We start from the raw sequence: 14,195 nt of genomic DNA on the forward strand, positions 1-14,195 counted from the left end.
ACATCTTTTTTGTAGTTAAAATTGAATACTGAAGTTTTGGAATGAGTGAATACCGGTTTCATATTCACTAATCGCATATGTATTCTGTGCAATTTACTTAGCGGTAAACCATAGGTCTTGAAAAATATTCATGTTCTATTTTACATCCTATAAAATGAATTTGTATAAACATATTCGCTTTTCGTTGTATTAAATCCTTTCGATAGATGTTTTTATAAAAGTTTATAAAATGGGCAAACGAAACGTTGAAATGTTTGTTTGTGTTGTGATAAGATGATGAAGTGATAATAAACGATATAGTGATTTGTTTGGTTTTAAATAAACATTTTGAAGGAGTGTTTAGTGTGAGCGATATTTCAGAGAAGTTTTGGGATGCGTCAATAGAGGAATTAAAGAAAGGGTATGTGTTTGATGAAGAAAAAGAGGGGTACATTTGCTTAGCTTGTGGTGAAACATTTATTAAAGGTGTTATTTATCAAGATAATCAAGTTTTGTATGAAGCAGAGAAGTTCGTCCAATTGCATATTCAAAATGAGCATACGTCTATGTTTGATTATTTGCTAAATATGGATAAGAAATTTACTGGATTAACGGATTTACAAAAGAAAATGGTTCAGTTTTTCTATACGGGACTGAATGATAAAGAAATTGTAAAAGAGTTGGATGGCGGGAGTACATCAACAATTCGTAATCATCGATTTACACTGCGAGAGAAAATGAAGCAAGCAAAAGTATTTTTAGCGCTAATGGAATTATCAGAAGAAAAATCAAAAGTACAAACGAAATTTGTGCCAATTCATAGAACAGCAACGATGGTGGATGATCGATACAATATTACGGAAGAAGAAAATAATGAAGTATTAAAAGCTCATTTTCCAGAAGGATTGGATGGACCTCTCTCTAAATTTCCGAAGAAACAAAAGCGTAAATTAATTATATTGCGCCATTTAGTGAAGAAGTTTGATAGTAATAAAAAGTATACTGAAAAAGAAGTAAATACAGTGATAGAAAATGTATACCCTGATTTTGTAACTTTAAGAAGATATTTAATCGAATATGGATTTTTAGATCGAACAGCCGATGGAAGTCAATATTGGGTGAAGTTATAATCATACGAAAAGAAAATGAATAGAAGCACAGTATTATAACAACTATACAAAGAGATAGAGATTGAAAATAGATTTTTAATAAAAGGAGAAATGACATTTGAAACCACCTGCAGATAACAATAAAGAAGGTGCGGAGTCACATAAGTTGGAAAGTGAGAGTAAACCGATTTGGAAATCGATGTCGATGTTTTTAGTACCGTTATTATTAAGTAATGTACTACAATCGGTTGGACAATTATTTGGTATGGTAGTAGTAGGAAGATGGCTTGGAGTTAATGATTTAGCGGCTATATCAGCATTCTTCCCATTATTTTTCTTGCTCGTTTCATTTGTAATTGGTATAGGTTCAGGAAGCTCTATTTTAATTGGTCAGGCGTTTGGTGCTAAAAACGAAGATCGTTTAAAAGCTATCGTTGGTACGACGCTGACATTTACCTTTATTATTGGAGTTGTGTTGGCGATAATAGGCAGTATTTTTGCGATGGATATTATGCGTCTAATGGGAACGCCAGAAAATATCATTGAAATAAGTGTACATTATGCACGGATTTTATTTATATCGATGCCAGTATTATTTTTATATTTCGCATATACAACATTTATGAGAGGTACAGGAGATTCTAAAACGCCATTTTACTTTTTAATTGTAAGTACAGGGCTAAATATGATTTTATTACCAGTTCTTATTTTTGGATGGTTAGGGGCTCCGAAATTAGATGTGTATGGAGCAGCCTATGCCTCTGTTATATCTACAGTTATTACGTTTATTGTCATGCTTGTGTATTTAAAGAAGAAAAATCACCCATTACAACTAGATGGAACGGTTAGAAAATACCTTCGAATGGATGGGGAGTTATTAAAGCTATTACTAAGGCTCGGTATTCCAGCGAGTATTAATATGATATTAGTTTCATTATCTGAAATTGCCGTAATCGCATTTGTAAATCGTTACGGTTCGGATGCAACAGCTGCTTACGGCGTTGTGAATCAAGTTGCAAGTTATGTACAAATGCCAGCAGTTAGCCTTGGTATTACAGTTTCCATTTTTGCGGCACAATCGATTGGTGCGAATCAATTTGATCGATTACAGAAAGTTGTGAAGGCCGGAATTATTATGAACTACGTCATCGGTGGTGTGTTAATATCTCTTATTTACGTATTCTCAAGAGACATTTTATCACTATTTTTAACGAGTCAAACTACAATTGAAATTGCTCATAGCTTAGTTATGATTACATTATGGAGTTATTTAATTTTCGGTCATGCACAAATTATTAGTGCGACAATGCGAGCGAGCGGTACAGTACTTTGGCCAACTGTTATTGGAGTTGTTTCAATTTGGCTTGTAGAAGTACCCGTAGCATATTATCTTTCTTACCATACAAGTCTTGGAATAGAAGGCATTTGGATCGGGTATCCAGCAGCATTTATTGTCAGCTTAATATTACAGTATGCATATTATAAGCTTTCATGGCAAAAGAAACGAATTACACGATTAGTTAGTTAAATAGAAAAATGTCCCTAAGTTATTAGACTTAGGGACATTTTTTCGTAAGTTCAGGTTTATAAATAGCTTTTTAAAGTTATATCAAAATGTTGTCTAATGAGTGTTTTATCACTCATATAAAACTCCCACGCTCTTTCCGGTTCACCGATAATCTCAAAGGATTCCTCTGTAATATATAAAGCGCAATTATCCTCCAGTGCAATTCCTTCTATATTCCCTTGATGATTTTGTAAAAAGGAATGGAAGGCGTTCATTCTGTTTAATTGATTATAATGTGGACAAAATCTTTTATTAACAATACCCCATCCGTTACTCTCTATATAACCAGAACCTTCATAATCTGATCGGATACTAGACGTGAACCAACACATAGCACCAGCGCTATAACCAGCAATAAGTGTTCCTTGCTGCAGAGCCAATAATAATTTTTCATCGAGTCTATGTTCTTTCCATTGCGTAAGCATGTGAATATAGTTCCCGCTACCTAAATAAATTAAATCGGCTGAATGAATCATCTCGTCTATTTCATACTTTGAAGGTGAATCTGTTGTAGTACGTAAAATTTGTACTTCACAATGTAATTGTTTTTCAAAAGTGTCTAAAAATAATTTTATATAGCTTTCATCATCATGACTAGCCGTTGGAATAAACAATATTTTTGGGTACTGTTTATTTGTTAATTCTATAAGGCGTTCATTAATAGGCAAGTGATTTGAATCTTGTAAATCACCGCCACCAATGACAGCTAATTTCATAGTAAAGCACCACCTAATTATTTTTGTTATATAAAAATTCGATAGAAGAGAGTTACATTCCTTCCGTAATGTAATCAATAATTAGAAAATGTAGCTTAAGTATATCGGAATAGTAAAGAAACTACTGACTATATATACCAATGCATTAGAAACCATACATTGATATATAATATTTCATACTAATGTTTCAAAATATGGAAAAAATATGTTTAAATAGATATAATGACGCATTGATTCATATTGAATTTATACTTATATTTTAAAAGGGTATCGGAAATAATAACGATTTTTTAAAACAGTTTTTACTTTTAATAGGAAGTTGTATTACAATATGTTAAAATTATTTCAATATATTTATTTAATATGAAATACAAAGAAGGAGCGTGAAAAAAGTGGATTTTCGATTTGAATTTACAACGAAGCTGAAAGAATACTTAGACGATGAGAAGGATGAAAAAATAATAAAAGATGGACACAGAGATGTAATTTTTCACTATTTATATGCGTTAGAGACTGAAATTGGCGTTGTTAAAAATCCTAATTTTACTTTTTTTGCATCAGGAAGACGTTCACATATAGTGTTAGAAAACGTTGAATTTAAAACAGAAGTAAATGTAAAAAGTAATATAATTGAAATTACAAAAATAGTGGATAATGTAGCTATTCCGTTAGATACTATCGTAGCGAAAGATCGGGAATTATTTGCACTTGGACGTAATGAGAAGTTTAGTGTACAAATATTAGAGCAGTATCTTTTTGATACATTTGGAGATAAGTTAGGCTTATAATGAATAGAATGAGGTACGTATTTATAGGTAGTGAATTTTAGTTTATATTACTCGCGTTTGACCTCTCATTTAATTTGTACTACAATTCGTAGTGTGAAAGGAGTCATACGATGTTTACGCAAAACTATAGGTTAAATGAGCAAGGATTAAATCATTTCTTTGGACCGCTTGAAGCGAAGATTATGGAGATTATTTGGTCTACTGAAGGTATTACTATTAAAGAAGTCCAGCAGAGATTAAGTGAAGAATCGCCTGTGAATTTTAATACTGTTATGACAGTTATGAACAGGTTAGTAGAGAAATTACACCTAGAAAAACAGACTGTGAAAAGAAGTGGCTTATATCGTGCTATACAAACGAAAGAAGAATTCTTATCCAATCAAACGAAGAAAATGACACAGGAATTAGTGGGGGAATTTGGAGATTTAGTTGTAACTCATATGATAGATGAGCTAGAGCAGGCTGATCCGAATTTAATAAAAAAATTAGAAGACAAATTGAATCAGTTAAAAAAAGAGGATCGATGAAATGAAATGGCAAATGCGTAAAATCGTATTGTTAGCGCTCATTGTTAGTACCCTCTTTTTCAACTTGTTATTGTATTATGTTACATACCCATTTCTTTTTCAAAATAAGGCATTATTCCTTTCAAAGTTTTGCTTGTTTCAGTTAGAAAAACATATGAAAGAACTATCAATGGTTCGTATTATAATAGCAGGGTTATTATTAATTACTGTATTGATTGTCTGTAAAAGAATTTGGCGACAATTTTTCTATAGTAAAAAAGTACAAAAGGCACTTATCCCATTTATTAGAAAAGGGAAACAAATACATATACTGCCGACTGCGGAAGTTGCAGCATTTACAATTGGATTATTCCGTCCGAAAGTTGTCATTTCGGAAGGGTTGCTTCAAACATTTTCAGATGAAGAAATTGATGCGATTATTTTCCATGAAGAATATCATCAAAATAATTGGGATCCGCTAAAATTATTTTGTTTTACGTTATTAGCAGAAGGAATGATGTACATCCCGATATTAAAAGGATTGTTACAACGATATCATACGTATCAAGAGTTAGCAGCAGATAAATATGCGATGCAAAAAATGAAATCTTCATTTGAGTTAGGTAGTGCATTATTAAAATTGATTAAAATAAAGACGATGGAAAATGGATGTGTTACAGCTTCATTTGCAAAAACAGCAATAAATTTACGAATCAAGCAAGTGTTAAATGAAAAAGTTGTGAAGTTTAATATCCCGTTACATACGAATTCGGTATATGTAACAATAGGGTTATTCTGTGTGTCGGTTGTCCTTATTGTCGGAGAGTGCATATAGCCTCTTTTTTTAAGGATGAACACTACTCTATGTAGTGTGGATAGAGGTATTGTCATTTATATCATGATACTTTTTATCCCTATATATATATTATTTATCATATATTACAGGTGTTTTATTGTATACAAATTAAATGACGAAAATTACAGCATTCTTTATTCGTCTATTCGGTGGATTTACAGGTTTTTAAAAATGAGGAGGAAGAAAAGTGAAGAAACTAATTGCTATTATACTAGTAGGTGCTCTCCTTTGGGCGGGGGTTAACTTTTATAATTTAAAGAAAGAAGAAAAGGAAAGAAAAGCGAAACAAGCAGAGCTACAGGAGAAAGAAGTATTACCACAAGTCGGTTTTAAAGCACCTAGCATCACATTAAAAGGATTAGACGGAAAGTTGCAGTCGTTAAATGATGCCAAGGGAAAACCATATATTATTAATTTTTGGGCATCATGGTGTGGGCCGTGTGAAATGGAGGCACCTGACTTAGTTCATATGTATGATAAATATAAAAAGGATGTTGAAATTTTTGCGGTGAATGCAACTGTTAGTGACCCAGTACAAGAAGCAAGCGCATTTGCTAATCGCTATGGGTTTGAGTTTCCTGTTCTACTAGATATGGACGGAGTAGCTGGACTAGATTATAAAGTATTTTCTTTACCGACGACATTTTTTGTTAATAAAGATGGAATTATAGTAGATCATGTGCGAGGTGTATTACCACCAGATCAATTAGAAAAGAAATTTAAGAAATTGATTGAGAGTTAAGAGCGGATTTTTCTATGGGGAAAATTAGAGTCACTAACAATGTAGAATTTAAGAACGAGGTAGTAGATTTATATTTAAAAGAAGGGATGAGATATAGTAATTGAGTCTTTTTTGTTTGACATGTTTACGTTTTTTTATAACAAACGTTCTGTAATTGCATACTTGGCCTATATGTAGGTGTACCTATAAAATGGTGATTATTAACAATATATTGTTAATATCCGAACATCAAAGAGTTAAGTGAAACACTAAACTCACTATTGCGGAACTAGCAACATCATTAAGTTGGCTATCACAAGAGTTACAAGAATTAATGGATAGTTTAAAATTCAATATAATCAATAAGGATTATATTGATTCATTTGTAAAATCTTTTTTAATTGGAATGTATTAATGTAAATCACACGCTTACTTAAATAAATTTAAATTTTGCATATTTAATTGGAAATAGAGCATGATATTACCAATTAAATGGAGGTGTGTTAGAAATGCAAATTCGAGAAAATAATAATTCAAACGAGATTTTGGTAGCGGCGGCAGCAAGTGCAATTGAGCAAATGAAGTATGAAATTGCTCAGGAGTTTGGCGTTACACTTGGACCAGATTCAACTTCACGAGCAAATGGTTCAGTAGGTGGAGAGATTACGAAACGTTTAGTTCGTATGGCGCAAGAGAGGTTATCTGGTCAATATAAAATTCACTAAAGTTAAAGGTATATCCCATTGAAGGGATATACCTTTTTAATTTGTTTTTAAAGAGGATCGTTAAATTTTTTATTGTTGGTTAAGTTTAGAAACTGCGAATTTAGCTGTGAAATTCATTTTCTTCATGTAAGAAGAATTTACTCCTGCTTGAAATTGAACAGAAATATTACCGTCTTATTGTGCTTTGAATACGCGACCATATGGTGAATTAGCATTGTATGTGCCAATTACTTGATTATCTGCATCAAAGACTGTATAAGAAATTGGGAACCCGGAATTTTGTACAAAGACCGTAAGTTCTTCCCCTTTATTAAGATTAAATGATTTTTTTTGGGAAACTTCATAGGAACTCATAGAGTAGTATTTTGTAACTTCTTGAGTTTCTAAATTTGTAGTTGCTGCACTTGTTTTTGATGCCTCTACTCCTGGTAAATTCATACCTGATAGTACTACAATTCCTAGTGCCCCTGCTAAAATAGCTTTTTTCACAATGTTAGTGTCTCCTTTAATATATTTTGAGATTTGAAAAGGAAGTAAAAACACCACTTCTTGAAACCATTATAGTTACAATGAGAATGATTTTCGATATGGTTTGATATGTAATTCTGCATACATAAGATGGCGATATAAGATAATCTATTTGAAATTTTGAATATTCTTAGAAGAAGAGGAGGACAAATTTTTAAAACTATGAATGGACTTGTAGCTGTTTTTTTACATACGTTGGTTTTATAGTGAATATTTCGTTGAGTTTATTTTGGTATGGAGGGGGTACTACAGTTGATTGATTACTATCAAATCTTTTTAATTACTATGACAGGTATTACTTTATTTTTTTATATACAACATGTAGGAAAATTAACGAAAAGAAACAAATAGACATTCTTTGTTGTAGTGTTTTTTCTTTTTGAATTATTTATTTCTTAAATTGGTATAGATAAATATAGGTGGGGATACGTTTTTATTTTAAAATATAAAAAAGGAAGGTGTAATCCCTCTTTTCATGATCCAGTATATCTATGTGAAGATTTAATGATATTGTTAAAGTATATATTATAAGATGTGAAGCGAACCTATTATTTAATTTACTAATGTTATTGGTGCTATGTAAATTGTATCAACAGAACCGTCAGCATTTGTAACTTCAACTTTATAGCGGAATGTGCCTGCATCCCAAATATCTTCTCCATTGTCTGAGAAAGTGACTAATTCTTAAGTTGTACCAGCTGGTAACATAGAGTTCCAATTAAACCAAGTTTCATAATAGCCCCAGCCAGTTGCATATTGTTTTTCGATAGAAACTTTGTAATAAACTTATGTTTTTAGGATTTGAAGAATATTCTTGATATAGATTTTAAAGGAAATGCATATTTTTTACTAGATGTGAGAAAAAGGAATTGAGGATATCCTTTAAAACAAGATATATTCTGGTCAAAAAATTAGAGGGCATCAATTCATTAAAGCAGTAAAAAACGTTTTTATGAATTGGTGTCCTTTTTGTTTTAAAAAGAGAATATATTTTCTCAACAGGACAAATGGTAATTAGCTATAAGTATTAATTATAAGGATAAAAGGAAAAGAGAAATTAATAATAAAGGAGAATGCGAAATGATAACATTAATATCTGAAAGAAATCTAGCTGAAATCCATGAAGACGATGTAGATGTATTAAAAGTAATGGCACATCCTGTGCGATTACAAATTGTAAATGAATTAATGCACCATAAAGTATGTAATGTTACACAGTTAACGGAAATATTAAGACTCCCCCAATCCACTGTTTCACAACATTTATCAAAATTGAGGAGAACCGTACTCCGTTCAGAAAGAAGAGGGTTAGAGATGCATTATTATATAGATAATGCTAAGGCACGTCAGATTGTTGAAATTTTAGGTTTATATGTATAACTGATTGTTTGATAATATCATACCGTAGAAGCTACCTAACAATAATTAAATTTAAAAGCTTGTTTTATCTTGCCACACACAATTTAACACGATACATAGGTGTAAACTTACAAAGAAGGGTTTTAAATAGAAATTAGATATAACAATGGATAATGGTAAGTGTATTAAAGAAACTATAGAATTAATGAAATAAAAAATAGTTGTTGTAAAGGCTTATTCTGATAATAAAAGGAATTAGATACATTAAATTCAACTATGAGTTTTTTTACTAAAAATATGTAGGTGAAGAGTATAAGCAACATAATCCTTTCGTAGCTGATGGACGAAAAGCCTTCATGGATTTCTTTAAGGAGGATTTTGTTAAAAATCCTAATTCCTCTGCAGAGATTAAACGTGTAGTAGCTGAAGGGGATACAGTTGCTCTTCATGTACATTCTCGTAATAACTCTCAAGATAAGGGAGTTGCTATAGTGGATATTTTTCGTATAAAGGATGGAAAGATTGTCGAACACTGGGATGTAATTCAAGACATTCCAAATGAAGCAGCTAATGATAATACGATGTTTTAGGTAGAAAATCTATTTATAGATTGTTAAAATATTTTTTCAAAAAAAGTAAGATTACGTTAGTAAAAATATCCTTAGAGTAATTCTTTCTTACTAACGCAATTTTAAACTTTTTAAGTCCGTAATTATACTTGAAATTACCGCGATACCTAATACTATCCTGTATAGTTTATAGGAATAGTATCTCCCCGACTAAAGTTTTCAAGAAAGGATTTATAAATGTTTTTTAATTCATTGCATGATAGCGGGAATTTAAAGTGACCTCTATCAGTTCGTTATAACCTTTCTTAAAGTGAATAAATCCTCTTTTTATTTTCTCATTTCCTCCATTTTAAATATGCCTTTTTAGGATTTCAAATCTTACCTTTTCATCAAATTTATCTGCAATGTATATTACAGTTCCGGCAAGATATTTTAGTCCATAAGCTACGGGTGTCATCCAAAGTTTATTTAGGAAAGAAAGATCTTTAATTCGGTGCTTACTTGAAAAGAAAATCATATTGTTCACTCCATTTCTAAAGGTGATAGATATTTTAATAGTCGTCTTATTTATTGTTTTAGTTGCGTAAACAAGGTACGGTGCAAAATGTACTTTGCTATTTTGAACAATTTTTTTGTTTGGGAATTTGTATAGAGATAGAAATAATAAGAATAGTGAATAAAACCCTACTAAAGTTTAGTAGGGTTAAGTAGATAAAGATGTAGAATGGATAATTTAAGAAATAAAGGACATAAACTGTGTTTCTTAATTTCTTTGTGTAAGACTCTTAACAAATAGCGTTAAATAGTATGAGGAAGAACCAACTAAAATAGCAAATGGTATTAGAATAATATCAATACCATTTACAATTACATAACCAAAAAAACCAGTCCAAAAGCCATTACAAAAAGAACAGTCTAAAAAAATTTCAAACAATTCATGAATACTACGTAATTTTTCACGTGTGTACTGAAATTTTATTTCAAATAAAAATGCGCGTACCCCTAAGGATATAAATAGCAACAGGCTTATACTTATATCAAAATTCATTATCTCACCTCCAATTCCTATTTAAAAGTCGTAATAAGTTGTTAGAAAGTTGAGGTTTACAAAATAATTAATATTTAGCTGGGATATTTAATAAATCATTTGAAAGATAGTTACCCCAGTAAAAGCTAACATAATGAAATGAATTAAAGTATATTTTTTTCTAAAGATATGGCCCAATGAATAAAATCTAATCTATTAACCTTAACTTTTCTGGCTCTATAGACCATATGGTGGAGTCCCTCTAAATCAACTAAAATATAGCGTTGAGGGTTAATATCCTGATTAAAGGTAATTACAGCACTGCATTTAGAGCGTTTGTCCATATTTTCGATTAAGCTATAAGGATTTTTTATTCCAATTGCATTTTTCCCAATATCGTATCCAACAAATAAGAGTTGATTACTTGTAGTAAGGACAGCTCTTATCTGTTTATCATTGTATAAAAATGAAAAATATTTTTTTATATCAGTAGTGTTTAACTTTCTATCTTTATGTAAATTCAAGATATCACCTCCCTATAGTTATCGAAATTTAAGTAACTATAGTTGCAAGTGAATTGTAAAGAGACTTATTAGTTTAAAGGTTGTTGCTGAATCACGATATATAAATTGCAGCATTTAATTTAAAGGTAAAAGCTGAATCCATCATATTAAAGCTAAATAATATTATTAATAAATTATTATCTATTATTTAATAATGATTATTTGTTATAAAAATAGATTCAATACTATCTCATTTTAGAAACTAAAAATATTTAAAACCATTATTTTTATATTGAATTCCATCAATTTCAAAGTGGATTTAATTATTTAGTGTAATTTATAAACAAATTCAGAGAAATAAATCGTTTACATGTTTTATGTTAAATGACAAATACTTCTTTAATAGAATTGCTAATTTGTTAATTGAAGAATAAATAAGAAAATCTTTGATCACGTCAATTCAATAGTTAAGAATGTACGTGAGAGCTTAATAGAAGCTAAGTGTAAAAAATTAATTTTGTTAAGAGTAATTATGGAGTGAGATAGAGTTTGACTAAATTTATTCTAAGTGATGTTAAATTTTCATTGTGATTTTCTTATATTGTTACTGCAAATACTTACAAGAGGGTGTGATGAGTTGTTCTTTCCACGTATCACTGATGTTTATGCTTGCATACATAAGACATTGAGAGAAGATAGTGTAATACGTAAATGTATGGGTCTTAATAATATTACAGTAGATATGGAAAATGAAATGCACATACAAAAGCGTATGTCTCCTAAAGAGGCACTAAATAACCAAATTCCTTTAATTGCATTTTACAAGTCATTTGTTCAAAAGGAACGAAACAATAATATTCATGTGATAACATTTGACTTCGATATCTACACAAATGATGATGTGGAATTGGCATTAGACCTTGCAGATAGAATAAATCAATTATTCGATAATCAATCTCTGCAGTTATTTAAAGGAGTATTTTTCAAGGGTCAGTATGTAGGATCTGCAGAGGTTGCAAGTGAAATAGAACACTCTTATAAGTATTTCACTAGATTTGAATTTATTTTTGAAATTGAGGGGTGTAGTTAATGTCACAATTTGACAAGTTTAACAGTAAGAATAAGAAAATGATTATTAAAGGTGCAGGTAAATTTATGGCTAAAATTCCAGGGTGTGATGAATTAATTACACTAGGTCACATGGCGAATATGCGTCTTGATGTGCAGTTGGATATGGTTGATATTGAAGGGGGAGACTCTTCAGCACCTATTGATACACTACTACGTAAAAAGGTAATTGATATTACTGCAGAGGATGCAAAATTTGATTTAAACATGGTACGTCTTGTGTTAGGGGCAAAACTTCGAGAAGGAGTTAGCGGCTTAGCCTATGAATTGAAAAATGAAACAGTAACAATTGCTGGCGATACTGAACCTGTTTCTATTAAATTATCTAGTCCAGTATTAACAGGTAGCGGAGCACCTAAAGTACAGATTTTCAACCAAGTTGCAGGTTCATTTGTACCAGAATCAGCAATTACAGTAAATGGATCAGCTGTAACACTAAAAGGTGGTGCGGTTGAAGGTGATACTGTAGTAGTTTATTATCCTGTAGCATCATCATCTATCGATCCTGATGGTTTCGTATGGGTATTAGAAGAACGTCATGATGTTAAAGGTGGACTAGTGACTCTTAAGAATCCTCTATTTGGTGGATCTTTAGGTTCAGCTTCTTCTAAGACAGAGCATGTATCTGTAAGATTAGTAAAAGAGAATAAATTACTTAAAAAAGTAACAACTAATCCTGCAAAAGGTGAGTATACAATTGATCCTTCTACAGGGGAGATTAAATTTAATGATTATCTTGAAGGAGAGCAAATTTATGTGAACTACAAGCGCCCAGAGGTTGTAGATGTAATGGCAATTGGTTCTCGCGATTTTCCTCTTACAGTATCTGTTGTTCATGATGGACATTTTGAACAAATGGATGGTAGCATTCAAGGTTACCAAGTTGAACTATATTCTTGCCGAGTGAAATCTAACTTTACATTAGACACAGCACGACAAACAGCAGCGACTCATAGTATTACACTTACAGTTATTGATGGGGAACGTACAGACAGTCGTTTAGGTTCTATTAAGCGTTATCAAATTGAAAAAAGTGGCGATGTTTGTTAATTAGAGAAGAGGATACTTATGTATCCTCTTTTTTATTAATTTATTTTTAAACATTTTAGATAAGGTGAGAATGGATTATAAAAATATCTATCACTTAAACCTTTTTTCGTAAGGTTGTTACATTTAACACATAAATTCTTATATTAGTTACGAGGTCGTTTAGGTGATCCCCTTCCTTGCGTCCTCTATAAATTTAATAAGGGGTAATAGAGTAATATAGGGGGAGATTAAATGAGTGAACGTAATTTAGCAATTCCGAGTAGAGAAGAAGCTATCGAGGAACCTACTCTTGTAGAGGAAGCAGAGGAGAAGGTTGAAAAGCAAGAACCTAATAAACAAGAGGAAATAAAGTTAACTAAGCAGGAATCAGAGTTTATTGAAAAAGTATTCTTCGAAGAGGATGAAAAGGTAACATTACGTGATGGAAAAACCTATGCTATCCCTCCTTTAGGATTAAAAGATGCTAAAAACCTAATGAAAAAGTTGAATACAATTGATACAGGTGTCATTATTGCTAATTTAATTGCAGATGAAACAGGTAATGATAGTTATGATGAACTATTAGAGGTCCTATTGATGGGCTTTAAACCGTATTATAAAGAAATTTCAGCTCATTATTTAGGGGATTATATTGATATTGTAACAGCTAAAGAAATTATAGATATTATGATTGGACTTAATGGCTTAAAAAAGTCTTTATAGACTCTGAGGAAGAAGAAAAAGAATATGACGAAAATGCCTACGTTGATTGGGCAGAGATTTTCTTTAACTTAGGTCACTACCTGGGGATGAAAAAACAGGATATATGGGATTTGACATTACCTCAGTTAAACTATTACTTAAAGAAATGCCATAAGCATATAGAGTTTACAGTTAAGGTACATTCAATGTCCTTCACTGGGTTATTTGGGGGCGGTTCAGCTCAAGCTGCCGAACAGAATAATCTAAAACATAGTGATGGAAAAGAAGTAATTGACGGATATGAGGTTGCAAATGCTGATGACATGGAGTGGTTAGCAGGTATTCTCTAATAAATAATCCTGCCCTTCCTTTTTATTTGAGGA

At 31.3% G+C, this 14,195-nt stretch carries 15 protein-coding genes and 3 pseudogenes; 14 read left to right on the forward strand and 4 right to left on the reverse strand.

Features of this window, described 5'->3' with window-relative positions; all coding sequences use genetic code 11:
- The first annotated feature begins 344 nt into the window (after positions 1-344).
- Entirely contained in the window at positions 345-1,109 is a 765-nt protein-coding gene (locus V6946_RS08785; RefSeq protein ID WP_001280279.1) for a DUF2087 domain-containing protein, read from the forward strand.
- A 97-nt stretch (positions 1,110-1,206) separates the two neighbouring features.
- Entirely contained in the window at positions 1,207-2,616 is a 1,410-nt protein-coding gene (locus tag V6946_RS08790) for an MATE family efflux transporter (RefSeq protein ID WP_006923237.1), read from the forward strand.
- A gap of 56 nt (positions 2,617-2,672) precedes the next feature.
- Here V6946_RS08790 and V6946_RS08795 read toward each other — a convergent pair whose 3' ends face one another.
- A complete protein-coding gene (locus V6946_RS08795) occupies positions 2,673-3,371 on the reverse strand; it encodes a peptidase E (protein ID WP_006923233.1) in 699 nt (232 codons plus the stop codon).
- 392 nt (positions 3,372-3,763) lie between these two features.
- On the opposite strand from V6946_RS08795, the gene V6946_RS08800 reads away from it, so the two are divergent.
- The 6 genes and pseudogenes from V6946_RS08800 to V6946_RS08825 all read left to right on the forward strand — a co-directional run bounded on the left by V6946_RS08800 (position 3,764) and on the right by V6946_RS08825 (position 6,967).
- On the forward strand, positions 3,764-4,159 hold the full coding sequence (locus tag V6946_RS08800) for a DUF3942 family protein (RefSeq protein WP_000347524.1): 396 nt from the start codon (positions 3,764-3,766) through the stop codon (positions 4,157-4,159).
- A gap of 110 nt (positions 4,160-4,269) precedes the next feature.
- Complete coding sequence (locus V6946_RS08805; protein ID WP_000495077.1) at positions 4,270-4,686, forward strand: BlaI/MecI/CopY family transcriptional regulator; 417 nt, start codon at positions 4,270-4,272, stop codon at positions 4,684-4,686.
- 1 nt (position 4,687) lies between these two features.
- Positions 4,688-5,500: a M56 family metallopeptidase gene (locus tag V6946_RS08810; RefSeq protein WP_000871925.1), complete on the forward strand. Its 813-nt coding sequence runs from the start codon at positions 4,688-4,690 to the stop codon at positions 5,498-5,500.
- A 103-nt stretch (positions 5,501-5,603) separates the two neighbouring features.
- Positions 5,604-5,690, forward strand: a pseudogene (locus tag V6946_RS08815) (cytochrome c biogenesis protein CcdA); the annotation flags it as partial.
- 18 nt (positions 5,691-5,708) lie between these two features.
- Positions 5,709-6,263 (forward strand): TlpA disulfide reductase family protein, encoded by a 555-nt coding sequence (locus V6946_RS08820; RefSeq protein ID WP_006923231.1) that lies wholly within the window; start codon positions 5,709-5,711, stop codon positions 6,261-6,263.
- Positions 6,264-6,751: 488 nt separating this feature from the next.
- Complete coding sequence (locus V6946_RS08825; RefSeq protein WP_001167053.1) at positions 6,752-6,967, forward strand: alpha/beta-type small acid-soluble spore protein; 216 nt, start codon at positions 6,752-6,754, stop codon at positions 6,965-6,967.
- A 69-nt stretch (positions 6,968-7,036) separates the two neighbouring features.
- Here V6946_RS08825 and V6946_RS08830 read toward each other — a convergent pair.
- A pseudogene (locus tag V6946_RS08830) lies at positions 7,037-7,456 on the reverse strand (hypothetical protein).
- A 1,119-nt stretch (positions 7,457-8,575) separates the two neighbouring features.
- On the opposite strand from V6946_RS08830, the gene V6946_RS08835 reads away from it, so the two are divergent.
- Positions 8,576-8,875 (forward strand): helix-turn-helix transcriptional regulator, encoded by a 300-nt coding sequence (locus V6946_RS08835; protein WP_000631354.1) that lies wholly within the window; start codon positions 8,576-8,578, stop codon positions 8,873-8,875.
- A 272-nt stretch (positions 8,876-9,147) separates the two neighbouring features.
- A pseudogene (locus V6946_RS08840) lies at positions 9,148-9,444 on the forward strand (ester cyclase); the annotation flags it as partial.
- Between the two features lie 742 nt (positions 9,445-10,186).
- On the opposite strand, the gene V6946_RS08845 reads toward V6946_RS08840, so the two are convergent.
- Both V6946_RS08845 and V6946_RS08850 read right to left on the reverse strand, forming a co-directional pair.
- Positions 10,187-10,471 (reverse strand): hypothetical protein, encoded by a 285-nt coding sequence (locus V6946_RS08845; protein ID WP_001008317.1) that lies wholly within the window; start codon positions 10,469-10,471, stop codon positions 10,187-10,189.
- A gap of 143 nt (positions 10,472-10,614) precedes the next feature.
- Positions 10,615-10,974, reverse strand: coding sequence for a hypothetical protein (locus V6946_RS08850; RefSeq protein ID WP_001048703.1), 360 nt, complete (start codon positions 10,972-10,974; stop codon positions 10,615-10,617).
- Between the two features lie 616 nt (positions 10,975-11,590).
- Between V6946_RS08850 and V6946_RS08855 the strand changes: the two genes are divergently transcribed.
- The 4 genes from V6946_RS08855 to V6946_RS08870 all read left to right on the forward strand — a co-directional run bounded on the left by V6946_RS08855 (position 11,591) and on the right by V6946_RS08870 (position 14,162).
- The gene (locus V6946_RS08855) at positions 11,591-12,043 is read left to right on the forward strand and encodes a hypothetical protein (RefSeq protein ID WP_000465972.1); all 453 of its coding nucleotides are present in this window, start codon (positions 11,591-11,593) and stop codon (positions 12,041-12,043) included.
- Positions 12,043-13,131 carry a hypothetical protein gene (locus V6946_RS08860; RefSeq protein WP_000077128.1) on the forward strand — a complete coding sequence of 363 codons (1,089 nt, stop codon included), beginning with the start codon at positions 12,043-12,045 and terminating at the stop codon, positions 13,129-13,131. The genes V6946_RS08855 and V6946_RS08860 overlap by 1 nt, the downstream gene beginning before the upstream one ends.
- A 231-nt stretch (positions 13,132-13,362) precedes the next feature.
- Positions 13,363-13,833, forward strand: coding sequence for a hypothetical protein (locus V6946_RS08865; RefSeq protein ID WP_000004089.1), 471 nt, complete (start codon positions 13,363-13,365; stop codon positions 13,831-13,833).
- A gap of 110 nt (positions 13,834-13,943) precedes the next feature.
- The gene (locus V6946_RS08870; RefSeq protein WP_226799801.1) at positions 13,944-14,162 is read left to right on the forward strand and encodes a hypothetical protein; all 219 of its coding nucleotides are present in this window, start codon (positions 13,944-13,946) and stop codon (positions 14,160-14,162) included.
- The last annotated feature ends 33 nt before the right edge of the window (positions 14,163-14,195 follow it).

Origin of the sequence: Bacillus sp. PPSBB_2, from assembly GCF_045291115.1 — a bacterium.
Lineage (GTDB): Bacteria > Bacillota > Bacilli > Bacillales > Bacillaceae_G > Bacillus_A > Bacillus_A cereus.

Excerpts from the sequence above, each read along its gene's own strand:
- V6946_RS08825 (WP_001167053.1), top strand. The coding sequence starts at position 6,752 with ATGCAAATTCGAGAAAATAATAATTCAAACGAGATTTTGGTAGCGGCG.
- V6946_RS08860 (WP_000077128.1), top strand. The coding sequence starts at position 12,043 with ATGTCACAATTTGACAAGTTTAACAGTAAGAATAAGAAAATGATTATT.
- V6946_RS08835 (WP_000631354.1), top strand. The coding sequence starts at position 8,576 with ATGATAACATTAATATCTGAAAGAAATCTAGCTGAAATCCATGAAGAC.
- V6946_RS08845 (WP_001008317.1), bottom strand. The coding sequence starts at position 10,471 with ATGAATTTTGATATAAGTATAAGCCTGTTGCTATTTATATCCTTAGGG.
- V6946_RS08805 (WP_000495077.1), top strand. The coding sequence starts at position 4,270 with ATGTTTACGCAAAACTATAGGTTAAATGAGCAAGGATTAAATCATTTC.
- V6946_RS08810 (WP_000871925.1), top strand. The coding sequence starts at position 4,688 with ATGAAATGGCAAATGCGTAAAATCGTATTGTTAGCGCTCATTGTTAGT.
- V6946_RS08865 (WP_000004089.1), top strand. The coding sequence starts at position 13,363 with ATGAGTGAACGTAATTTAGCAATTCCGAGTAGAGAAGAAGCTATCGAG.
- V6946_RS08795 (WP_006923233.1), bottom strand. The coding sequence starts at position 3,371 with ATGAAATTAGCTGTCATTGGTGGCGGTGATTTACAAGATTCAAATCAC.